The following is a 22,744-nucleotide window of genomic DNA, read 5'->3' on the forward strand; positions in this document are numbered from 1 at the left end:
AAACCCGTGTTAACGGAGCGATAAATAGCTGTTTTTGATTTACCCTATTACCGCAAAGATGGAGGTCAACGCCATTGCAGCCACAGCAATCCATACGACGATGCGTTGTTTGGCTTTTCGGGATGACAACAGGTACTGCGTTTGGACATGGTAGCGAAGACCTATAAGCAATTGATGAATCATCTGGGAGTCTTCGACGGAACTCAGGCCATCTCTCTTTTTCATTTATATTTTAAATGTTTATCGCGGAAAAGTAGCCCCCATGAAACCGGAAGTTTATTTCTCTGCGGTCTTCCCAACCCATTAGCAATGATATATTCCACGACCGTTGTTGACAGTCCAGGCAAATGCCTGCGTCTATTCCAGAATTCGGCAAACAATCCCTTTACCTGTTCGAAGGCTACATTTTTATCTCCGGTTTCGCTCAGCAGCGATAGGTATATTGATTTCCAATGCCGATTACAGAACGCATAAAATGCATGTTCATCCGATCGGCGGATCCGGGCAATCAGTTCTCTGTCGACGATGTTTTCCACATAGCTAAGTTAGTATAGCAATGCAACCAAATCAGGTACAGGATGTTATGGTTTTGTTAAAAAAACACTTAACGAATAACTCAACCGCTTTACGTTCACATGTTCCGCCAGTCCGACTATGCAAAAATGAAGATACATATGGCTATTTCCCACAATCCTACCTATATTTAGCAGCACTAATTGAAAAACGTTAGTCATACAGTTACCGCTTTCGCTCATAAACAAGAATTGAATTAAATAGATTTCATGAATAAAACAGTTATTGCAATAGCTGCTGCCATCCTATCATGGAGCTGTGGAAACAAGAAGAGCCCTTTACCTGCCAAGGAAATGGATCCCACTCGTGCCGCCGAGTTAGCGGAAACCATCGGAAATCAAATCAATGCAGAACTGGACAGCGGCCTTACCCTGAAACTGTGGGGGGTTGATTCGTTGATCATCTCGCCGATCGCGATTGACGTAGACGACCATGGCCGCTTGTTCTACACAACCACCGACCGGCAAAAACACTCTGAATTTGATATCCGAGGTCACCGCGATTGGGAAATACCTTCCATCGGCCTGCAAACCGTAGAAGACCGACGGGCATTTTTACGTGACGAACTTTCTCCCGAAAACAGTGCCCGTAATACCTGGCTTGCCGACCTGAATGACGATGGTTCGCACGATTGGCGCGACCTCACCGTAGAACGGGAAAAAGTATACCGAGTGGAAGATCGCTCGGGAGACGGTGTAGCCGACCGTTCGCAATTGGTGGTGGATGATTTCCATGAAGAGGTGACAGACGTTGCAGGAGGCGTTTTTTCGGACGGAGATGACTTATACGTAACCGTTGCTCCTGACTTATGGAAACTTATCGATAAAAATGGCGATGGCATCCCGGATGAAAAGAAATCCCTGTCACATGGTTATGGGATACACGTCGGCTTTTCCGGCCACGGCATGTCAGGCATAAAAATGGGACCCGATGGGCGTCTCTACTGGCAAATCGGCGATATCGGTTTTAATGGCACCGGACCTGACGGAAAAAAATGGGAATACCCAAACTGTGGTGTCATAGCTCGTGCCAATCCCGACGGCAGCGATTTTGAAGTCTTTGCTTATGGTATCCGGAATACGCATCAATTTGTGTTTGACGAATACGGCAACATCATCAGCGAAGATAACGACGGCGACCACCCCGGTGAAAAAGAACGCCTGGTTTATATTGTTAACGGATCGGACGCGGGCTGGCGCAGCAATTGGCAATATGGCAAATACCGCGATCCCGACAACAACCCCTATAAGGTGTGGATGGATGAAAAGATGTACCTACCCCGCTTTGAGGGGCAAGCCGCATACATTACGCCCTGCATCAGTAATTTTGTGAGCGGCCCTACCGGACTGGTTTACAACCCTGGGACAGCACTTGGTCCCAAATACAAAAACACGTTCTTGATTGCCGAATTCGTAGGCAGTCCGTCCAATTCGGGGATCCACAGTTTCAAGCTGAAGCCCAAGGGCGCTACCTTTGAATTGGGTGAACACAAAAAGATTCTGGGCGGTGTATTGGCCACTGGCCTCGATTTTGGCCCAGACGGTTCATTATACGTAGCTGATTGGATCGATGGGTGGGATACACACAACTATGGCCGTATCTGGAAGATGGACGATGAAAGCGGTGCGTGGGCCGCCATCCGCGAAGAAGTAAAAAATCTATTAGCTACGGACTTCAGCAAAAAGCGCAATACAGAGCTGGGTGACCTCCTCCGGCATGACGACATGCGTATCCGGCAAAAGGCCCAATTTGCGCTAGTAAAACGAGGCAAAAAGGGATTCAAAATATTCCAACAGGCGCTTACCGAGGCCGACCACCAGTTGGCACGTGTGCATGCCATTTGGGGAATCAGTCAACTGGCACGAACGGACGCACAATACGCCAATTCACTACTACCCCTGCTCAAGGATGCAGACCCGGAAATACGAGCCCAAGCTGCCAAGTGGTTGGGGGACATCCGCTATAAAGAAGCGGGAAATGAGCTGTTGCCGTTATTGAAAGATACCAATAGCCGAGCCCGCTTTTTTGCGGCAGAAGCCCTGGGACGGATCCAATACGAACCCGCCATTTCGCCAATCATTGCCATGTTGGAGGCAAATAACGATGCCGATGCCTTTCTGCGCCACGCAGGTACGCTGGCACTGGCACGGATCGGCAAACCGGAACCCATCGTCGCGTTAGCGAATAGCCCCTCACGAGCGCTGCGTATTGCCGCTGTCGTCGCCTTACGGCGCATGGAGGATTCGGGTGTTGCCCACTTTCTTGACGATTCCGATGAGTTCGTCGTAACGGAAGCCGCCCGCGCAATTAATGACGATTTGTCAATCAAAGATGCTTTGCCCGCGCTCGCTAATTTACTGGGCACAACCTCCTATACCAACGAGGCGCTGATCCGAAGAGTGATCAATGCCAATCTCCGGGTAGGCCAACCGGACAATTTACAACGCCTTATCCAATATGTGCAAGGAAGCAGCCATCCTGCACCGATGCGCACGGAAGCGTTGGACGCCATTAGCACCTGGGCAAAACCTTCTGTGGTAGATCGTGTAGATGGCCGTTACCGAGGTCCCGTTGAGCGGAATGTGAATGAATTAAGGGCACAAAATGCCGATTTCTTCATCCACCTACTCAACGATCGAGAATTAACCGTCAGGCTGAGTGCCGCCAAGGCGATCGGCAAACTCCAAATCAGCCAAGCAGCCGATAAACTGGCGACGGGCCTGAAGCAAGATCGGGCAGCCGCCATGCGCGTGGAATGCCTAAAAGCACTTGTAGCACTCGAAGCGCCACAGCAGGAACAGGCGATTAAACGGGCGCTCGCCGACCGCGAAAAATCGGTACGGGTGGCAGGCCTTGATTTATTGGAAAATATGACGATCCCTAAACCTATAATGGTCGATTTACTGACCAACGTCATCGCTACTAAAACAACGGAAGAAAAGCAGGCTGCGATCATCACCTTGGGTAAAATGCCACTTGAAAACTCCCAAGTCACGTTCAGCAGCTTATTGGATCAAATGGAAAAAGGCCGACTACGCAGCGATGTTTATTTGGAGTTAGGTGAAGCGATAGACAGTACGCACTCCGAAGCGCTGATCGCGCGCTACGATTCTATTGGTCAGCATTTCTCTCCCGATGAGTTGCTGGCGTCCTATGCAAGCAGTTTACAGGGCGGCAATCCGGATAGAGGACGGCGGATTTTTTTCCAGCACTCGCAAGCGCAGTGCATGAAATGTCATTCATACGACGATCGCGGTGGCAATGCAGGTCCGCGCCTCAACGGGGTTGCCAACCGGCTAACACATGAACAGCTGCTTGAATCCATAATCGATCCCAGCCGTCGCATTGCACCGGGATTTGGTGTAGTTATACTGGAACTGAAAAACGGACAAACCCTATCCGGTATCTTCCAGGGCGAGGATGAGCGCGGCGTAAAGATCAGGAAAGGACAGGAGTCCGATCAGCTAATCCCCCAAAGTCAAATCCAAAAGAAAACATTTTCACCGTCGAGTATGCTCGATATGAAAACCATTCTTTCCAAACGTGAGATCCGCGATGTGGTAAGCTTTTTGGCTACGTTGACAACAGATGATTAACATAAAAATGCTGCACCGACAAAAACGGTGCAGCATCTATAACCATTAAAGTGCAATTAATTCGCGTAACGAATTCCGGCTTTACTTTCTTTTCCTTTGATTTTCCCGGTTTTCAACAAGTGATTCAACCGGAAAGCTACTACTTTTCTGAGTTTAGAGAGTCCATAATCGGGCTCCAAACCATTGAGGTACTCGATCAATTCCTCTTTGGTGCTATTGCGTTTTTGACCCAATGCATAACGGATTTTTTCGTCCATTGTACCACTTGGTTCGAAAGTTGAAGGGATTGGCTTTTTTTCTTCGTCCACAACCGCGGGAACTGTCGTCACGGCGGATGCGCTCGCCGGCTTATCTGCAACACGTGGTTTACGGACGCTGCTAACGGGTTGCTTTTCTGTCTCCAGCACGTCCGCAGTACCGGAAGCAGTCGGAACAGTTTTTCTTGAACGGGTTCGCTTGCTTTTAACGACCTTTGGTGGAGCAGGTTGGCTAGCAGCAGATTCAACCGGAGCAGGCTCAGAAACGCCCTTAACGCCTTCAATAGCTTCAGCTACCTTTTTCCGGATCGCCTTTACGGCCTTTTCCAGCTTCTTTTTATTCTTACTTTTGCCCTTCTTACCAGACGGCTTTTCATCGATATCAATCGAATTCAATACCTTTTCAACCTGCTCCAATTCCTTCTTTAACGACTTTTTTCGCTCTCGCAAGTAGGTAAGTATTTCGCTGTTTGAAACTTTTGACTTCATAAGAATATAATCTGTTCTTTAGTGGCCTCATGGAACCTGCATTTTCATCGCCTTATGCAGTAGGCGCTGACATGGCAGGTTTCGCCATGTTATTTTCAATTGCTTTTTTCAAAAGTATTCATTTTTAACCAAATAACAAACCTTCAACCGCTAAATCCTTGCCGCTGCGGCTTCATCCACGAACCAGGTAATCCGACCGTCTGCAGTAGGAAGGAGTTGAGCGGGATACTGTTCCGCATTGCGCTCACCCTGTAAAACTTCATATAACGCATCTGCTTTATTTGCTCCATAGGCGATGACAGCAATCTGTTTTGCTTGATTGATCAACGGTACCGTGAGTGTGATGCGATACATATCCTGTGCATGGAGGTAATAAGCCGCTACCCATTTGTCGTATTCATGTAATACCCCTGTATGTGGAAACCAAGATGCGGTGTGTCCATCGGCCCCCATACCCAACAAAATCAGGTCAAAGCGTCCTTCGGGGTCGAGATGAAGATGTAATGATTGCTCATATTTCCGTGCAAATTCATCCGGAGAGGCTCCATCGCCCCACATCGGAAAGATCTGGTGTTGAGGAACCGGGACATGCGACAGCAGTGTCTCAAAAGTCATCCGCGCATTACTCCGCTCGTCATCGAGTGGTACCCACCGCTCGTCGCCCCAAAAAATATATACCTGCTCCCACTGTACTTCATCACGGTAAGGCGACGAAGCCAACAACCTGTATAAGCCGACGGGAGAAGTCCCTCCGGTAAGGGCTACGGTAAAACGCCCCTTTGCTGCAATGGCGGCCTTAGCGGCCGTTATAAATAGTTTTGCAGCTTCAGTATTCAGTTGCTGCAAATCATCGAATTTTCTAACCATTTTTTCTCTTTTTCAAAATTGTAAAGCTGCGGAGCCGCTTATCTCGAAACTGCGAATCGCAAAATTGTGAAACCGCAGCTTTGCGACTCAGCGACTTTGCAGCCATTTGTCTACGTATGCAGATTCAATGCCCAAATATGTCCTTGACGGGCAATCAAAGCCTCAGCACTTTCGGGCCCCCAAGCTCCCGCAGCATAATTGGGGAAATCCAGTGAGTCCCTGCTCTCCCAGGTTTCCAATATAGGGGTAATCACATCCCATGCTTCTTCCACCTGATCCGACCGCATGTACAGGGTGGTGTCGCCCCGCATCGCATCCAATAGAAGCGTCTCGTAAGCTTCCGGTGTCTGAGTCGAACAGGTATCGTAGTTAAATACCATTTCCGCCGGGTTGAGACTCATCTCCAAGCCTTGCTTTTTAGCCGTAAATCGCAGCCGGATATCCATGGTTGGCTGGATGTTAATGGTCAGCCGATTGGGCATGAGATTACCCGCTTGCGACGATGAAAAGGTCGAATGCGGCACCGGACGGAACTGGATCGTAATGGACGAAGTTTTTTCCTGCATACGTTTGCCGGTACGCAGGTAGAAGGGCACACCCTGCCAGCGCCAATTGTCTATGTAAAGCTGTACTGCCGCATACGTTTCTACGTTTGAATTGGGATTAACTCCGGCTTCCTCACGGTAACCCGGTACTTTCTTTCCGTTTATCCAACCCGGACCGTATTGTCCCCGTACAGCGTATTTATGCACCTCTTCGTGCCGTAATCGACGAATAGCGCGCATTACATCCACCTTTCGGTTACGTATCTCTTCTGCTTGAAACGAAATAGGTGGCTCCATCGCGACCATACATAACACCTGCAACAGGTGATTCTGAATCATATCCCGCAACGCACCGGAGTTTTCAAAATAGCTTCCTCGGTCTTCCACACCCACCTGCTCTGCTACAGTTATCTGGATATAGTCGATATAATTGCGGTTCCATAGCGGTTCGAAAAGCGCGTTCGCAAAGCGGAAAGCGAGAATATTCTGGACGGTTTCTTTACCCAGGTAGTGATCGATGCGATAGATCTGTTCCTCCTGGAATGTATTGCCCAACAGCTGGTTGAGGGCCACAGCGGTCTGCTTGTTGTATCCAAATGGCTTTTCGACCACAATCCGGTCGGATGCCGGTACATTAGCCAATTTATGCTTGCTGATGTTGACGGTGGCCGCCTCGATGAATTGCGGGGCAATGGACAGGTAAAACAAGCGGTTGGCCCGTATGCCCCATTCCTTATCAAAAGCATCCAGTTTTGCTGCCAACCCTTTGTAGGCCGCCTCGTCGTTAATGTTCGACTCAAAGTACGAAATGGCGGGCATAAACGTAGTCCATTGCGCGTCATCGGGTTTTCCCTTGCGGGAAAATTCGACCAGTCCTTCGTATAGGTGTTCCCGATAGTCTTCGTTGCTCAGCTTGGTCCTGCCGAGTCCAATGACAGCGAACTTCTCAGGCATCCATCCGTCAATATATAAATTGTAAAAAGCGGGTATCAGTTTTCGCTTGGTAAGATCTCCTGTTCCACCGAAAATCACGATAATCGTGGGGGATAGTTTTCTACTTGATTTCATCAAAATATATATATTGTTTTTAGTGGTCTGATGGAACCTGCATTTTCATCAACACTCTTACTTTTAGCGGTGATGAAGCTCGCTCGCCTGGGGCTTTGCGGGTTTCATCGCTTTCTTTATGAGGCATTGACATAGCAGGTTTCATTTTTTGGTTTAACATATTTTTTACTTCACTTTACCGCTTTCCCTTATTGACCGGAGCGATTTTCCAAGGCGATCACTTTTTGCAGGCGCCGCTCGAAACGCTCGCCTCCGTCATAGTTGGCGCGCAGGAAAGCAGTCACCAATTCCCAGATCAGCATCGGCCCAACGACACGCCCACCGATGCAGATTAGGTTCATATCATCGTGCTCCACCCCTTGGTGGGCCGAATAGGTATCGGTGATCAACGCGGCGCGCACACCGGGTATTTTGTTGGCTGCAATGGATACACCTACGCCACTGCCGCATACAGCGATACCGCGATTTACCTCTTTTTTAGCTATCGCGTTCGCCAGCGGCACAACAATATCCGGATAATCATCCGCCGGATCATAATCCAACGCCCCGTAGTCATGCACATCGTAGCCCGCTTCGGTAAGCCGAAGGACTAAATCACGCTTATGATCAAAGCCGGCATGATCGGCTGCAACACCTATTTTCAGCGCCATATATCGACTAATTAGTAACTCGCCGCCCTAAAATCGAATACCGAATTTAGGGCGGGTCAAGTTAGCCAAAAAATCCATATGCTGCCTAACTGTTGTGTCAAAAATTGAAAAGGAAGGCCAAAGCAGTACTTACCGGTGAGGCCGCTTGGCTCCGTATCCCGAGTTTCCATGAAACCAAGCCGCAGCCTGACCAGCCAACCAAAGGTAATGATCAGTAGGAAGATCGTCTTCAATACCAACGAATCGAAGGCCGTCATCGCCGTTAAGGGGTGTGTCCTTTTCATTGGCGGTCTTAAAAATAGCCGTACCTTCGTCAATCTCATCAAACATCGCGATATACAACGATTTAGCTCCGGCTTGTTTAGCTGCAACCACTTGTTGCCAGAAAAAATCACCTTTCAGACGGGGAATCTGATGGTATATCGTTGGATCGTGGCGCATATTGCCCCAGCTGAATCCGGCAAAAACCAGCGGCACGTAATCCACACCATTGGCAGCGCACCAGGCAACATCCGCCACCACCACCGACGGATCAAAGGTTTTGCTGTTGTAGCGGCCTACGGCCCAGGGCATGACGACGTCTACTTTCTTGATGAGCGCATGCAACGCTTCCGAAGGCTCGGTATCGCGGCCCAGGTTACTCCAATAATACGGTACGCCAAGCATGACGGATACCGAATGTTCGGGCGATTTTAACCGCTCAATCAACCGATCCGCATCCGCGATGGTGTACCGCCGACGGTCGTTGAACCCGACTCCCCAGATGGACATCATGGGCCGACCATTATGCCACAGGTAAGTGGGGTTTACCACAGGGTCGGTCAGCTTAAACGTTGCTACCAGTTCTTTCCAGTCGGCTTCTACCAAGGCAATGTCTTCGCTGCGGCAGCCGCTCAGGTCATACATCACACTGATGGCCCTGCCGTATTTCTTGGCGGCTTTCAGCGCACTCTGGAGCACCTTATTAAAATGCCGCTTACCCGAAGCGCTTTTAATTTCGGCTACAAAGCGCTGCATATGAACTCCGTCAATACCATACTCCTTCATCCATTTGAAATGGAGGTCTACGCTTTCTTTGTCGTAGGCACTGTATAAGTATGCATCGCTGCCATCCGCAAACGTAAACGGCGACTTGTACTTTTTCTTGTATTCACGCATATCGGGCCAAAAATCCACGCTGCTGACTCCCGGTTCAAAAGCGCCGCCCCGCCCCCGGTAGTGATACCATCCCCGGTGGGAGTCATCTCCCTCAGCGGCAAACCATCCCTGGTAACCGGCCATCACCAAGCCAGTATACGACGGATAGACGGGTTTTGCTTTGTTTATAGTTTTGGCTGCCAGCACAGGTAAGACACACAAAAGCACCAGCACAGAGGCAATACATTTCTTCTTCATGTTATTTTTAGTTACTTGGGTTGAATAATTCGGTTATAAAGTTCCTCGTTGTGGTCTACACAAGCCACAGCCTGTATGACGGCTTTCGGGTTATCTACGGTCATCGGATCCGCCGCCGTGTAATTGCGCATCCGACATCCGAAAAGCGAAATCGTTAGCCGCTTGTCACCTTTTACCCACAGAAAATCATAGGACTTTTCCAGATTTGTGAGTGCACCATTTCCTCCAGAAAAAGCCTCCACATTCGAAAGGGCTGTATGACCTTGCCCTTCGATGATGATGGGGCGTGTTTCTTCCAACGTGTTTCCCGCATTAGCGATGATAGAACCCTGCGCAATCTGCCAGTTCCGGTTTTTGGTATTCGCCCCTTGCTTGAGGATCCCTACGGCAACACAGTCCAGGTTGAAGTTGGTCAGTTGTCCATAGCTTTCTTCACCAAGGTGAATACCACCCCAGGTGGCAAACGTAAATATATCGATCAATTGGGCGTTGTCGGTATGATTAACGCTATATGCAAACGTTTTACGGTCTACTACGGAATCAATAACCGCTTTCGAGAACCGGAATCCGATTTCACGCATAATGGCCGGATTGACGTGGCAATGCAAAAATCGGGGAATATCGTAGCAATAATCAATACGGATGAACTCACCACTCAGCGGATACCCGTAACAGTGTTCGATCAGGATTAACTCACATTTAAACGTTGGATCGGCATTGAAATCCATTGCGACATATTCACCATAGAATGTCAAATCAGCCAACTTAACTCCCTGTGTAAACGCCGTTTTATTCACCTGTATCGTGGGAGGATAAGGAATGACTTCGGCCGGATTATCGAGCTCCTGTTCGGAGTACCAAAACTGGATGCCTTCGATTCGCGTACCCGATTCCACCACAATAAACGGCTTGCTGGCGTCTGTAATGTTGAACACACTACCTACCGGCCGCTTGGCATCCGGATGCCGCGTACCCCTTGGGGTGGGACCATTGGCCCCCACGAGCGAAACATTTTTCTTCAGCACGATCCCACCATCAATGGGATAAGGTACTTCTACCGGTTCGATATACAGTGCTGCCCCGCTGCGGGTTGCCCAGTCTATCGCTTTCTGAAGGTTCTCGGCATTCACGGATGCGGCATTGGTAGGTAGCACCCCAAACTCCTGAATACTTTTCATCTGTGCCCATGCAGCTGATGATACACCAACTGCTAAAAAGAGCATAAGTACAAAACGTCTTTGTTTCATGGATCTGGTATTTGATTACGGATTAATTATGTTCCCAAATTTCTTTGATCGTATTTTCTTGGCCCTTACCCATCGGGCAGTTGGGGCTTTGTGTATTCGCGCGGTACCGGTTGGTATCGGCACCGGTGATGATACGGCTGCCGGGCATCTGCAAAAATCCATTCGGATCGGTTGTTCTCACCCAGTGGTAGGCGTAGTGGAGAAACTCGTTCCGGTACACTTCGGGCTGCTTATGAAACCAAGTAATCTCATCGTATCCCCACGCATAATGGTCCTTCCAGTTTGGCTCGTCCCGATGCTTGCTAATACCGAAATTATCAAACTCAACCAGGTACACGCCGTGATCGCAACTCCACCCGCTGGGGGTAATGCCCCCTACGGTTTCCCGGTAGATCCCATCGTAGTAACCTACCTCCAACTGTACCTGCTGCGGTTCGTTGATGATTTCCTTCAAACGGAGCGGGAAGGAAACGAAGTCAAACAGCAGCTTGCCATCCAGCACCATACCGCCATTGGGTAAATGGGAATCGCAGATTACCGTGCCGCGGCGGGCCACGGTCAATGCGGCCGTGCGGACATTGTCCAGCAGCTCCTTCCACGCGATCAACGCCTTCTCTCCCCCATCCATGGCCATCAATTGCGCCTGCCCGAAATGGATGGCTTCGATGCCCACTTCCATGTACCGGCGTGCCAGGTAATAAAAAAACAACCGGGTTTCTCTTTGGGTGATATCCGGCACACTGCTTCCCTTACGCCAGTGATCCACCAGACGGCCCTCGCGGTTGAGCATCGACCGGTAGACGAAATTACGCTGTTCTACAGGTAGCCCGAATGCCTCGAACACCCATGCAGGAATCGCGATATCTTCCACTTTTTCGGTCACGATTTCAAAAATACCCGCCTGGAAGACCGCCGTACTGTCGTATGCATGGTAGTCGTCGATCGCCGCTTTGGCATTGGCCCAGAAAGAAGGCGTCTGGAAAAAATGCTCCTTCCCCCACGAGTAGATGGACCGGCCGATGAACTTTGCGCCGATGTGCTTCAACATGCGGTAGTCGTCGTCTTTATTCGGATAGGGGCCATCGTTGTAACACCCCTCACTGGCTACCACCTCAGCTTGCGTAATACTTCTGCTAAGGTAATTTTCCAGCACCTGCCGGGAGATAATGCCATTGGCAAAATTATAGGATGAATCGCCCTTTGCCTGCTGCGCATGCGCGCAGTTACCTCTTGGCAGTGACAGCAAGCTGCAAACAAAAACAAGCGATATCCACGTACGTTTTCTCATTCGCTTTTATGTTATTTCTGAGGTGCAATGCCCCACGATTTGTTGGCCTTGTCGCCCATCACCAACTCCAGCTTTCCGCCATTGATTAAATCGGTATGCGACAACCATGGAGTATCCAGTGTCTTGCCATTCAGTTTGGCACGTTGGATGTATTTATTCGTATCTGACACATTTTCAGCAATTACCTCAAATAGTTTTCCATTGGCGAGCTTGACCTGCGCCCGTTCAAATACCGGGCTTCCGATGGAGTACACCGGCGTGCCCGGCGTAACCGGGTAAAATCCTAATTTTGAAAAGACGACAAATGCCGACATCCCGCCCCCGTCTTCGTCGCCCGGTACGCCCATCAGGTCGTTCCGGAACCATTCATTAAGCAAGGTCCGGATCCGTTTCTGCGTCTTCCACGGCTGGCCCGCATAGTTGTAAAGGTAAGGGATGTGCAGCGACGGCTCGTTGGCCATCGAAAACTGCCCTACGTTTCCGGTATGATCCGGAAGCTGTGCATAGAAGTCCTGTTTTGATTTACCCAAGGGCTGGTTGAACATATCATCCAGATTTTCAACAAATTTTTCTTTGCCCCCCATGAGTGCAATCAGGTCGGGAATGTTGTGCTGTACATCCCAACGGTAAATCCAGGCGTTGTTTTCGCCGTAATATCCCCTTGCACCCAGTCCGCCGGAAAATACATAGTCGAAGGGTTCGATAAATTCGCCCTTGTCATCCTTCGGGTGGAAAAAGTGGGTTTCAGGGTGGAATAGGTTCCGGTAATTAAAGGATTGTTTGAGGAAAAACTCATATTCTTCCTTTTTTCCGAGTGCTTTTGCGAGCTGCGCAAGACACCAGATGTCGTAAGAAGTGCCCAATGTCACGGCAACCGGCTGTCTTCTTTCGAAGTTGTTAACCTCCGGAATGGTCTCTTTTTCGCCCTCTCTTAACGCCGGAATGTAGCCATGTTTTTTGAAAAATGCGTCCAGTTCGCCTGCCGGTGCACCCGACCAGGGTGCCAGCGTTTTTTCGGTAATTGCGCCTTTTGCCGCTTGGTAGGCTTTCTCCAGATCAAAGCCTTTCAATCCTTTCACGTAAGCATCCAGCAGCGTCGCTACCCCGTGGTTGGAATTCATCCGCCGGCTGTCGCCGTTGATTTCCGGAAACGTAGGCAACCAGAAATGCTCCATTTGCTCGGCCATCGTTACAAATGAATGAAGGATGTGCTCTTCTTTTTTGGAATCGATCAATACATTTAGCGGATGATGTGCCCGGTAGGCGTCCCAGATCCAATCGTCCGTGTAAAAAGGGATGCCCTTGTCGGCATGCACACGCCCATCGAATGCACTGAAATAGCGGCCGTCTTCTGAAATATTCACCGGCCGCTCAAACGTGCGGTATAGAGATGTGTAAAAAACAGCTTTGTCGTTGTCGGTACCTCCGGTTACTTCAATTTTGCCAAGTGCATCGTTCCATACTTTCTTACCGGCTTCCTGCAATGCCGTCAGGTCGTAATTTTTTATTTCGCGGTGTACATTTTTCCGGGCCTGGTCCGCATCAATGAAAGAGATGCCATACCGCAGGCGCAGCGTTTCGGTACCGTCACCAAACTGAAGGACGACACAGGCGCTCCGCCCTTCGGCCACTGTGCCCTCGGTTAGCTTTCCGTCCCGCAAGACAGACACCTTGCGGGGTGCGACCTCGGGCTCCAGGTAAATATAAACATGGGTGCGGTTGCCGATGTCCTGGTACCCCGATAATGCCTTTCCGTCCCATTTCAGGGTTCCATTACGTGAATTTATCGCCAGGAATACCGACTCATCCCGTTCAAAATCGAACTGATATAAGGCAGACTGATGGGATGGTGCAAAGCCCACCTCAATCTGCTGCTCATCCAGGTACACCGAATAAGCGTAAGGCCTGATGTCTTCGTTGTCGTAGCTATAGGAAACAACGGGCTGCAAGGCTGCCGTACTTTCCTGAAAAGGACTTAAATTGAAAGCCGAACTACCCCGGTGGCTGGTAATAATCAGCGGGAGCCCCCGCAACCGGTCGCCCGTGTAGTCATGCCGCTCGGGATAAACGCGTAGGAAACTATTGGGGAGGTGAACGGTAGGATAGGTTGGCACCAACAGGTGGCTGATGTTGCCCATGTAGGGGTTCACATACGCCACCGGCGATTTGTCATCCGCCACCGATTGGCCACGGCCTGCCATTGCTCCCCCCAGAAATAAACAGATAAAAAAAATGAGTGTTACTTTTTTGTTCGTCATACTATCGGCTATCATATTTATATATTGTCCTTATTATTGTTTGCAAGGTTATCGGTCGGGTTTAGTCGATCCGTATCCCGATTCACCATGAAACCAATTGGCCGCTTGTCCGGTAAGCCACAGGTAATGGTCTGATGGTAAATCCTGTTCAATGCCCATAAATTGGAGCGAGCCATTAAGTGGCACTTCGTTCTCACGCGCACATTTAAAAATGGCGGTCCCTTCATCCACTTCATCAAACATGGCAACATACAGCGATGCTGCCCCGGCCCCTTTTGTCCCGGCTACCTGCTTCCACAGGAAATCTCCTTTTAACCGTGGAATCGAATTATATTGAGAGGGATCGTTGTGCATATTGCCCCAGCTGAATCCCGGGAATACCAAGGGTACATAATCCACACCGTTTTGCTTACACCACATCAAATCGGTGACCATCGTGCCCGCCGCGTTATTGTAGCTATCGTTATCATATCGCCCCACTGCCCAGGGTAGGACGATATCTACTTTTTTGACGAGCTCGAGCAAGGCTGGATCATTCTCAGTATCTCGGTCTAACGTACGCCAATAATACGGTACACCTAGCATGATGGACACCTTATTAGAAGGACCCTTTAGCCGGTCGACCAACCGGCTTACGTCGCTGATGGAATACTGCCGGTTATCATTAAATCCCACGCCCCATATGGTCACAAGGGGTTTTCCGTTGTGCCGGAGATATGTGGGATGCTCGAAATTATTAAACAGATCGAATGTTTGCTGCAGTTCGTTCCAATCCTCTTCCAGATACGCCACATCCGCACTGCTCGAACCGCTCAGGTCGTACATCACACTGATTGCCCGCTCGTATTTCTTTGCCGCCTTCAAGGCATTGGCCAACACCTGATTGAAATGTCTCTTTCCGGCTGGATTGGATGGTTTAATCTCGGCCACAAACCGTTGCATATGCACACCGTCCAATCCGTATTCTTTCATCCATTTGAAGTGGAGGTCCACACTCGCTTCGTCATAGGGGCTATACAGATACGCATCCGAGCCATCTGCATATTGGAAGGGGGATTTATAAGTTTTCGTGTATTCCGTAACATCCGGCCAAAAGTCAATGTTGGTGACACCGGGCTTAAACGTACTGTTAGGCCCTTGGTAATGATACCAACCCCGGTTCGAGTCATCCCCTTCTGCAGCAAACCAACCTTGGTATCCAGCCATAACCAATCCGGTATACGATGTATACAAACATCCCGTTTCGTCGTATACCGTTTCGGGGATTTCCGAAGTCTCCTCATCCGGGTCCGGAGCAGGTTTGCTATCCTTGGAGCAGGCGGCTCCTAAAAGAACCACACAAACAAAGAGGGTCGAGTTGAAAAATTGGTTGCATTGAATCCGCATAATTGAAAGCTTATGGCACTAAAAATGGTTGCCCACCACGTTCGTGATGAACAACCATTCAAGCTGAAACTACCCTGTTGATCATCACTTAATTCAGCGCAATTAACTAAACTCATTACGTTCAAGTGATCATCGTTGGGCATACTCATTTAAAACAACGCCTGCTATCGGGGAACATCCACCCTCACAATCTCTGTATAATTATATTTCCGATTCGCATCGTTCACGTTAGCCCCCAAACGGACGTAATACGTATAACCCGCTTTTACAGGTAATGGGCCGATGGTATACACATTGCTGGTTTCGGAATCACCCACCTCGTCTTGCCACGATTTGTTGATTTGTATCCGTTTGTTGGAATACTCACCAATGTCAATGTTACTATTCGCACCTGCACCACAAAACGTCGTGAGGCTCAGGAATGGCTTGATCTCAACGAGATTCGGCAATCCCGTACGAATCGGAGCCTTGAGCCGGCAACTCATAAAAAGGTTGGTTCCTTCTAAGTGAGTCTCAAAATCAAGCAATTGCAGGTACGGCGTCACGGTAAATTCCTGTTCCGTCGTTCCGTTCAGGGTAACGTTTTTTACGGTATCGGTAACCGGCCAGAACGGGCCACCGTAGGGAAGCATGTCGTAGGTTCCGGCAAACAGTTTACTGTTGTTATAGGAACCATCCTGCTTCACCGGCAAATTTTGGTTGGTCGGCTCCGAGGCCGTCCAGCTTCGTTCCCAGATACGGATGCTCCAGTCGTTTTGCGAGGAGAGCAGATTTTCCCCGGTGTATGAATCAATGACACGTCCGTGGATACGTGCACTCGGAGCATCCCAGTTGTCGGCCTTGTAACACGAGGTAACCGACAATAGCATTACGCCTAAAATTGAATAGATGATTAACTTCTTCATAATACTTGTATCAACACGTTAACTAATAAAGCGGATTCTGTGGCAGCAAGTTATTGTTCTTGCCGATTTCACCCCAGGGAATCGGTTCATAATAACAACTCTTGGAGGCATTCCATTGGCGATTAAACCGGTTGTCTTCGTCGAGGTAAATGTATTTCCCTTCGTCGGCCACATAATAACAACTCAGTAGCCGTTGCCGGAAATTGTTTAGGATCTGGTCAGCCGTCCGCCAGCGGCGGATGTCCCACCACCAGTGGTTTTCAGCATACAGTTCGCGTGCGCGTTCATCGCGGATAAACTGCAGCGATTTTTCGAGCGAATAGGTGTAGTTCGCCTTATTGATGCTACCGATGTTGGTCATCGTCATATCGATTGCCGGACGGACCACCTTGGCACCTGCACGTTCGCGGATCTTCGCAATGTAATCGAAGGCTTCCTCGCGTTTACCCAATTCGTACAGCGCTTCGGCGGTATTCAGGTAAACCTCACCCAAACGGAACACCACCCAAGACTGATCGCTTCTCCAGTCCCGGACATCAGCGGTCGCCATGTCAGGGTTGATGTACTTGCGGATAAACGCCGACCCGAACGCATTATTCTCGCCGCCTTGATCCTCGAAATTCCCATGTGCACCGGTAATGGTATAGGTCACGCCGTTGATTTCGGTGGTCCAGCCCTTACCGCCCAAAATGCGGTTGCCGTTGCTGTTGATCGGTGCCGAGTTCACACCACGTTGGATATCAGTGGCGACACCGTCGAACGTCCGGTAGATGCCGCGCTGGATGCTGAACGTCTTTCCCCGCAACTCATCCCCGTCCAGGTACATGGTACCACGCGCACGGGGTTCCATTCCATCGCGGATGTCACCCCGGCTGTCAAAGCGAACGGGGGTTCCGTCCGGATTGGTGTAGGCCGGCATGTCGTACAATTCCATGAAGTCGAGTGGCACGAAGCTTTCTGCACCGACAAAGGAGGACATATCGGGTGCCGGAGACATCAATGCGTCGTAATTATGTTGCAACGCGTTGCCACGCGGCGAATTTCTATTGTATTCTTTGAGAAAAATGGTTTCCGGCGAACTATCGTCAAGGAACAGCCTGGCAAAATTGGTTGCTTTGTCTTCAAGTTTGTTATACAGCGAATAAGGACCCGTTTCTACCACTTTCCCGGCTGCTACCGCATACTCGAAGAACTCATTTGCCTGTGAAGGCTCCATGCCTGCCAAGCCTTGCTGGGTAGCAAGTTCAGTGGCCTTAAATCCCAGTGATTCGGTATATTTTGCAACGGAACCGGCGTACAACATCGCGCGAGACATCAAGGCGGCGGCTACATATTTATTGGCACGGCCGGTTTCTTTTGTATCGCTTAACATGTTATCAATCGCAAATTGCAGGTCGTCGTGAATGAATTTCCATGTATCGTACTCCGTATTACGTGACACGTTCAATACCTCAGAACTTGCCAGCGGATCCTGGACTTCGGTTACGATCGGAACCCCGCCGTAACGCTTCGCCATGCCGAAATAGAAATAAGCCCGCAGGAAATGGGCTTCGCCCATCAACTTATTAAACGTCTCGTCGGGGAACTTGTCTTTATAGTTCGGGAAACTTTGGATAAAGTTATTCACTTCGCGGATGCGGTCGTACGGCCAGTAGCCGAACCCATCGTTATCGACACTGATCCAGGTATTGAAATACTCGCCGCTCATGGCACCCTGGCTGTTTTTCTCTGTACCCCAGTCGTTTTTACGGTAGCCGTCGTTCGCGTAATACTGAAAATCTTCAATGGGCAGCCAATTGTAAAGCCCGGTGAAGTACATCTTTACGCCGTATTCGGTTCCGAAAAGTTCCGGCTCACCCATGATCCCTTTCGGCTCCAAATCCAATTGCCGGCATTGGGAGAATACGAGCGCACCTAACAGTGCGATATATGCTAACAATCTCTTTTTCATCAGAAAATAATTTATTTTAATGGCCTAATGGAACCTGCATTTTCATCGCCTTTTTAGTCAGTAGGCGCTGACATGGCAGGTTTCATCTTCATAATTTTTAGAATTTAATGCTTGCACCAAACGTGTACGTTTTATTGTTCGGATAATTGTACAAGTCAACATCACCCACTCCGGGTTCGTTGTTGATCCGTTGACCCGGACGTTCCGGATCCATGTGATCAAGCCCCGTAAACGTCAGCAGGTTGTATCCGCTGAAATAAATCCGCAGGTTCTTTACCCCTGCTTTCGATACCCAACGATCAGGCAATGTGTACCCCAATTCGGCGGTTTTCAGCCGCATATACGCTGCGCTCTGAATCCCGTTCGTTCCGGTGCGGCGACCATCGTGGCCGGTAACCGGGAAAAATCCGGGGACCCATTCTGTGCTTGCGTCAAAATAATCGGCGTTCGGATCAACCGGACGCCAGCGGTCCATGAAAAACGACAGCGTATTTTGTTCGCCGAAGGGTAACGCCTCAACCAGCAGCTCGTTGTACTTCACGAAGACACCATGTACACCCTGGAAATCGAGCGCAAGATCGATCCCCCTCCACGAAGCACCCAGGGAAATCCCGTAGTTGAATACCGGTAATCCGATGGAGGCGATGGGATGGTTATCCTGATCGTTAATGACTCCGTCTTCGTTCCAGTCGTTCAGGTACCAGTCGCCCGGCAGCGCGCCCTGTCCCTGAGGGACGGAGAAATTGCGGATGTCCTCATAATTGGTAAACATGCCGCCCGATTCCGTTCCCCACCAGATATTGGTGAAACGGCCTGCGGTGCGGTTCCGCCAATAATCATATGAATTGTTGGCTGGCGTTTCAAGCCAATCAGTTCTTTTTATTCTGGTGGCAGAAATCTGGCCGCCTACGTTGTAATAAAATTCATTGACCCGGCTGCGGTAGTCCAGCGAAACCTCATACCCGTAGTTCCGGTCGCCATTGAGGTTTTCCTGTGGCAAATTGGCCCCTACGGTCGCCGGAATCACTGCACCGCTGGTGGCCAGCAGCCCCGAACGATCACGCTGGAACACGTCGAACGTAGCATTCAGTTTGTTCTGCAGGAAACTTACATCCAAGCCAACATTATACGATTTGATTTGATACCATGTTAAATTGGGATTCGGGATGGGTTGCGTGGTAACCCCTCCTTGAAGACCGCCATTAAACACCCATCCAACCGCGTTGGGGTCAAGGTTGTAACCCAATGTAGGCGGATAGTTACCAGCTGCATTGTCGTCGCCCATCTCTCCGTACGAAGCGCGAATCTTCAATTCATTCACGAAGTCCACATTGTCTTTCATGAAATTCTCCTGGCTGACGCGCCAAGCGCCTGAAACCGACGGGAAGAATCCGAAACGATTTCCTTCGGGGAAGCGGGACGATCCATCGTACCGGAATTTGAAGGCGAACATGTACTTAGCCGCATAGTTATAATCGATCTGGCCGACCATCGATTTGCTGGAACGGTCGCCTACACCGCCGCCCTGCGCACGCTGATTGGCGTCTGCTCCCGCAAACAGGTATTCCGAATCGACGTGCATTTCCCGGAACGCACTGAAGCTATCCCAGTTGCTGTAGGTTTCTTCGTAAAGCAGGAAGTTGTTAAAGTTATGCAAGCCAAAGGATTTGTTGTAAAACAGACCTAACTGCATGTTGGTATTGTTGTTAATGTTGACCCCCCGGGTGACAGTGGCCGGTGTACCTTTTTGAATGGGCGAATAGGTATCGCTATCCCGATTATACTGATAGACGGTGAACACACGGTGGTAGTTATGGTAATCGGGCAAGCTAACCGCGTAATCATACGATCCTTTTGCAGATAGGCCATCCACTCCCGGAATCTGATATTCCAGCTGGAACGTTCCGTTGAACCGGCGATCTTTGTTGAGGTTGTACCCTACGTAATCGGCATCGGTCTGTACCATCGGGTTCACACTTTCGTTCAGCACCTGAGGATCACCATTGGGATACTGCGGGTTGTCGTTCGCATAGAAAGGCGCATTCGGGCGGGTCAGCCATGTGTTTTTATAAGCCGTCCAATCGACGCCATTCGGCTTCGTGGTATTGAGCATGATGCCGCCGAGGGATACCCGGGCTTTCAACCGTTTGGTAATCTGTGCATCAATATTCGAACGCATGTTCCAACGATCGGAATTGTAATCGTCGCTTCGATAAGAACCGGATTGCTTTGAATAACCGAGGTTAAAGAAATACTGTATTTTGTCGCTGCCCCCATTAACACTCAGGTTATGTTGGGATTGCGGCGTTGTTTTCTTGAATACCTTGTCCATCCAGTTGTAGGAGGTCAATGTGCCGTCCAGGTAAGGTTGGAATTGTTCCTCGGGTACAAGGGCATTGCGGCGAACCATGTAGTTGCCCCCGAAATCCTGCCAGTTTCTCTCGTTTCTTAACGTAAAATAATCAATGGCATTGGTCGTTTGGGGAACATTCAGAAACTGTTGCAGGGAAGTGTTGGTGCTGAACGTAATGTCTACCTTTCCGCCCATGTCTCCGCCGCTTTTGGTGGTTACCAAAATGACCCCGTTGGCAGCACGCAAACCATAGATCGCGGCCGTACCGTCTTTCAAAACCGATACGCTCTCAATTTCATCGCCGCTCATCCGTGAAAAATAATCTTTGTCGCGGGGAATACCATCCACCACCACCAACGGATCACCCATCCCACGGATATCGAGACGCGTACTGTAATCGCCCGGCGCGCTGCTTCGCTGTTGAACACGCAAGCCCGGTACTTTACCGGTCAGCATGTTTACCACGTTTTCGTTTTTCGTACGGATCATGTCGTCGCCGCCGATGGAGGATACCGCACCGGTCAGGGTTGCCTTGGTCGTTGTGGAGTAACCGGTAACGATTACCTCATCCAGTTGCCCTGCTTCATCCGCCAGTTGGACAGATATGGACGTCCGGTTGCCAATCTGTTCAGTCAGCGTCGTCTTGCCTACGTATGCAAATACCAGGGTAGTAGCTTCGCCGGATACCTGGATGTTGTATGCACCTTCGTCATTGGTGGACGTAGCCTGTTGACGTCCGGCAGCCGTGTTGGCCACCACACTCACGCCTGCTAATGCCTCACCGGTTTGGGCGTCGGTTACCCGTCCTTGAATGGTCCGCGTTTGGGCCAAGCCGTACAGCGGAGCAAGCGTGATTAATAAATAAAATAAGTAAGTTAGTTTTTTCATCCCAAAATAAATAATTGGTTAAATAATTGCTGATTAAGTGGTATCTGAGCATAATTCCCGTTTGCTATGATCGCTCAGATAAGTCTCGCATCGTAAAAGCAAGACTACGTCGGTGGTGGTGGATCATTAATGGTTGTTTTCATCGTTCTTAATTTTAATTTAATTTCCTATCCTAGTTTCAAGGCGTTGCAGCTGCTGAGATAGAAAAAGAGCCTCATCCCCATTTTTCCTAAGCAGCGATAAACAGAATCTAACTACCGAATTCACGGTTATAAATTCTGATCTTTTAATTCTCAAAACTCGAGAAGATATCATTTGCTATAGAGATACAGCTAATACTGTAGCATATGAAAAGTTAATGGTGATATTATAGAATGTGTGGTAGATAACGTCGTTAACGCTTTCTGAATCATCGTCATCAGAAATGGAAAAATTGACAAACTCACTAAACGTATCAACGAATATATCATACGTGCCAGTGGGTAGCGATATACTAGTAGAACCGTTTGGAGGTATGCTCAAATAATAGGTTTGATTAGTAGACGTATTGTGAGCCTGTATAGATACACTTTTATTTAGGTCGCTAATGCCCCATAAAGTACCATCAGCTAAGACTGCATCTGATTCTTTGCTTGGCTCATTGCTTAGTTCAGTTTGTTCTGGTTTTACTGCCGTTTGCGTTTGCTTCTCTTTCGCAACTGCTGAGATAGCCAACATAGCACTGCCCAGCATTAATAACATTAATTTTTTCATCACAAAATAGATAATTAGTTAATAATTGTTGATTAAGTGTGTCTGAGCATGTTTCTTGTTTTCTATGATTTGCCCAGATAAGTCTTGCATCGTAAAGCAAGGCTACGTCGGTGGTGGATCATTGTTTGTTGTTTTCATCGTTCTTAATTTTAATTCAAATTCTCTTGCTTGCTAATTTGGGTGCCTCCGCAGCAGCCAACGTTGATCGAAACGAGGACACAAAAGAAGCTTCAAGCCTATACCGGAAACTAACTCGTAATTGAAATCAAAAATTT

16 protein-coding genes are annotated in these 22,744 nt (G+C 49.2%); 1 reads left to right on the plus strand and 15 read right to left on the minus strand.

Features of this window, described 5'->3' with window-relative positions; all coding sequences use genetic code 11:
• Positions 1-39: 39 nt before the first annotated feature.
• The gene (locus BMZ56_RS13650; RefSeq protein ID WP_090627615.1) at positions 40-225 is read right to left on the minus strand and encodes a hypothetical protein; all 186 of its coding nucleotides are present in this window, start codon (positions 223-225) and stop codon (positions 40-42) included.
• The gene (locus BMZ56_RS13655; RefSeq protein WP_090627617.1) at positions 222-536 is read right to left on the minus strand and encodes an RNA polymerase sigma factor; all 315 of its coding nucleotides are present in this window, start codon (positions 534-536) and stop codon (positions 222-224) included. The genes BMZ56_RS13650 and BMZ56_RS13655 overlap by 4 nt, the downstream gene beginning before the upstream one ends.
• A gap of 246 nt (positions 537-782) precedes the next feature.
• Between BMZ56_RS13655 and BMZ56_RS13660 the strand changes: the two genes are divergently transcribed.
• Entirely contained in the window at positions 783-4,169 is a 3,387-nt protein-coding gene (locus BMZ56_RS13660) for a HEAT repeat domain-containing protein (RefSeq protein WP_090627619.1), read from the plus strand.
• Between the two features lie 56 nt (positions 4,170-4,225).
• Here BMZ56_RS13660 and BMZ56_RS13665 read toward each other — a convergent pair whose 3' ends face one another.
• The 13 genes from BMZ56_RS13665 to BMZ56_RS13725 all read right to left on the minus strand — a co-directional run bounded on the left by BMZ56_RS13665 (position 4,226) and on the right by BMZ56_RS13725 (position 22,469).
• On the minus strand, positions 4,226-4,915 hold the full coding sequence (locus tag BMZ56_RS13665) for a hypothetical protein (protein ID WP_090627621.1): 690 nt from the start codon (positions 4,913-4,915) through the stop codon (positions 4,226-4,228).
• Between the two features lie 150 nt (positions 4,916-5,065).
• Positions 5,066-5,782, minus strand: a complete 717-nt coding sequence (gene pgl / locus BMZ56_RS13670; protein ID WP_090627624.1) for a 6-phosphogluconolactonase — start codon at positions 5,780-5,782, stop codon at positions 5,066-5,068.
• A 110-nt stretch (positions 5,783-5,892) separates the two neighbouring features.
• Positions 5,893-7,395 (minus strand): glucose-6-phosphate dehydrogenase, encoded by a 1,503-nt coding sequence (gene zwf / locus BMZ56_RS13675; RefSeq protein WP_090627625.1) that lies wholly within the window; start codon positions 7,393-7,395, stop codon positions 5,893-5,895.
• Positions 7,396-7,583: 188 nt separating this feature from the next.
• The gene (locus tag BMZ56_RS13680; protein WP_245893224.1) at positions 7,584-8,045 is read right to left on the minus strand and encodes an RpiB/LacA/LacB family sugar-phosphate isomerase; all 462 of its coding nucleotides are present in this window, start codon (positions 8,043-8,045) and stop codon (positions 7,584-7,586) included.
• A 129-nt stretch (positions 8,046-8,174) separates the two neighbouring features.
• Positions 8,175-9,440 carry a glycoside hydrolase family 99 protein gene (locus BMZ56_RS13685; RefSeq protein WP_090627627.1) on the minus strand — a complete coding sequence of 422 codons (1,266 nt, stop codon included), beginning with the start codon at positions 9,438-9,440 and terminating at the stop codon, positions 8,175-8,177.
• 11 nt (positions 9,441-9,451) lie between these two features.
• Positions 9,452-10,687 (minus strand): hypothetical protein, encoded by a 1,236-nt coding sequence (locus BMZ56_RS13690; protein ID WP_143072924.1) that lies wholly within the window; start codon positions 10,685-10,687, stop codon positions 9,452-9,454.
• A gap of 22 nt (positions 10,688-10,709) precedes the next feature.
• The gene (locus tag BMZ56_RS13695; RefSeq protein WP_218146565.1) at positions 10,710-11,975 is read right to left on the minus strand and encodes a hypothetical protein; all 1,266 of its coding nucleotides are present in this window, start codon (positions 11,973-11,975) and stop codon (positions 10,710-10,712) included.
• A gap of 11 nt (positions 11,976-11,986) precedes the next feature.
• A complete protein-coding gene (locus tag BMZ56_RS13700; RefSeq protein WP_090627631.1) occupies positions 11,987-14,233 on the minus strand; it encodes a GH92 family glycosyl hydrolase in 2,247 nt (748 codons plus the stop codon).
• Positions 14,234-14,281: 48 nt separating this feature from the next.
• Positions 14,282-15,619, minus strand: coding sequence for a glycoside hydrolase family 99 protein (locus tag BMZ56_RS13705; protein ID WP_218146566.1), 1,338 nt, complete (start codon positions 15,617-15,619; stop codon positions 14,282-14,284).
• A 164-nt stretch (positions 15,620-15,783) separates the two neighbouring features.
• Positions 15,784-16,524: a DUF3823 domain-containing protein gene (locus BMZ56_RS13710; protein ID WP_090627633.1), complete on the minus strand. Its 741-nt coding sequence runs from the start codon at positions 16,522-16,524 to the stop codon at positions 15,784-15,786.
• Positions 16,525-16,546: 22 nt separating this feature from the next.
• On the minus strand, positions 16,547-18,475 hold the full coding sequence (locus BMZ56_RS13715) for a RagB/SusD family nutrient uptake outer membrane protein (RefSeq protein ID WP_090627635.1): 1,929 nt from the start codon (positions 18,473-18,475) through the stop codon (positions 16,547-16,549).
• Positions 18,476-18,572: 97 nt separating this feature from the next.
• Positions 18,573-21,716 carry a SusC/RagA family TonB-linked outer membrane protein gene (locus BMZ56_RS13720; protein WP_090627637.1) on the minus strand — a complete coding sequence of 1,048 codons (3,144 nt, stop codon included), beginning with the start codon at positions 21,714-21,716 and terminating at the stop codon, positions 18,573-18,575.
• A gap of 318 nt (positions 21,717-22,034) precedes the next feature.
• Positions 22,035-22,469, minus strand: coding sequence for a hypothetical protein (locus BMZ56_RS13725; RefSeq protein WP_090627638.1), 435 nt, complete (start codon positions 22,467-22,469; stop codon positions 22,035-22,037).
• Positions 22,470-22,744 lie beyond the last annotated feature (275 nt).

The organism is Parapedobacter indicus (assembly GCF_900113765.1).
GTDB classification, from domain to species: domain Bacteria; phylum Bacteroidota; class Bacteroidia; order Sphingobacteriales; family Sphingobacteriaceae; genus Parapedobacter; species Parapedobacter indicus.

What these genes read in the sequence shown, in the direction of transcription:
- BMZ56_RS13680 (WP_245893224.1), bottom strand. Translation starts at nt 8,045, where the DNA reads ATGGCGCTGAAAATAGGTGTTGCAGCCGATCATGCCGGCTTTGATCAT.
- BMZ56_RS13715 (WP_090627635.1), bottom strand. Translation starts at nt 18,475, where the DNA reads ATGAAAAAGAGATTGTTAGCATATATCGCACTGTTAGGTGCGCTCGTA.
- BMZ56_RS13695 (WP_218146565.1), bottom strand. Translation starts at nt 11,975, where the DNA reads ATGAGAAAACGTACGTGGATATCGCTTGTTTTTGTTTGCAGCTTGCTG.
- BMZ56_RS13685 (WP_090627627.1), bottom strand. Translation starts at nt 9,440, where the DNA reads ATGAAGAAGAAATGTATTGCCTCTGTGCTGGTGCTTTTGTGTGTCTTA.
- BMZ56_RS13665 (WP_090627621.1), bottom strand. Translation starts at nt 4,915, where the DNA reads ATGAAGTCAAAAGTTTCAAACAGCGAAATACTTACCTACTTGCGAGAG.
- BMZ56_RS13700 (WP_090627631.1), bottom strand. Translation starts at nt 14,233, where the DNA reads ATGACGAACAAAAAAGTAACACTCATTTTTTTTATCTGTTTATTTCTG.
- BMZ56_RS13705 (WP_218146566.1), bottom strand. Translation starts at nt 15,619, where the DNA reads ATGCGGATTCAATGCAACCAATTTTTCAACTCGACCCTCTTTGTTTGT.
- BMZ56_RS13720 (WP_090627637.1), bottom strand. Translation starts at nt 21,716, where the DNA reads ATGAAAAAACTAACTTACTTATTTTATTTATTAATCACGCTTGCTCCG.
- zwf (WP_090627625.1), bottom strand. Translation starts at nt 7,395, where the DNA reads ATGAAATCAAGTAGAAAACTATCCCCCACGATTATCGTGATTTTCGGT.
- BMZ56_RS13660 (WP_090627619.1), top strand. Translation starts at nt 783, where the DNA reads ATGAATAAAACAGTTATTGCAATAGCTGCTGCCATCCTATCATGGAGC.
- pgl (WP_090627624.1), bottom strand. Translation starts at nt 5,782, where the DNA reads ATGGTTAGAAAATTCGATGATTTGCAGCAACTGAATACTGAAGCTGCA.
- BMZ56_RS13710 (WP_090627633.1), bottom strand. Translation starts at nt 16,524, where the DNA reads ATGAAGAAGTTAATCATCTATTCAATTTTAGGCGTAATGCTATTGTCG.
- BMZ56_RS13725 (WP_090627638.1), bottom strand. Translation starts at nt 22,469, where the DNA reads ATGAAAAAATTAATGTTATTAATGCTGGGCAGTGCTATGTTGGCTATC.
- BMZ56_RS13650 (WP_090627615.1), bottom strand. Translation starts at nt 225, where the DNA reads ATGAAAAAGAGAGATGGCCTGAGTTCCGTCGAAGACTCCCAGATGATT.
- BMZ56_RS13690 (WP_143072924.1), bottom strand. Translation starts at nt 10,687, where the DNA reads ATGAAACAAAGACGTTTTGTACTTATGCTCTTTTTAGCAGTTGGTGTA.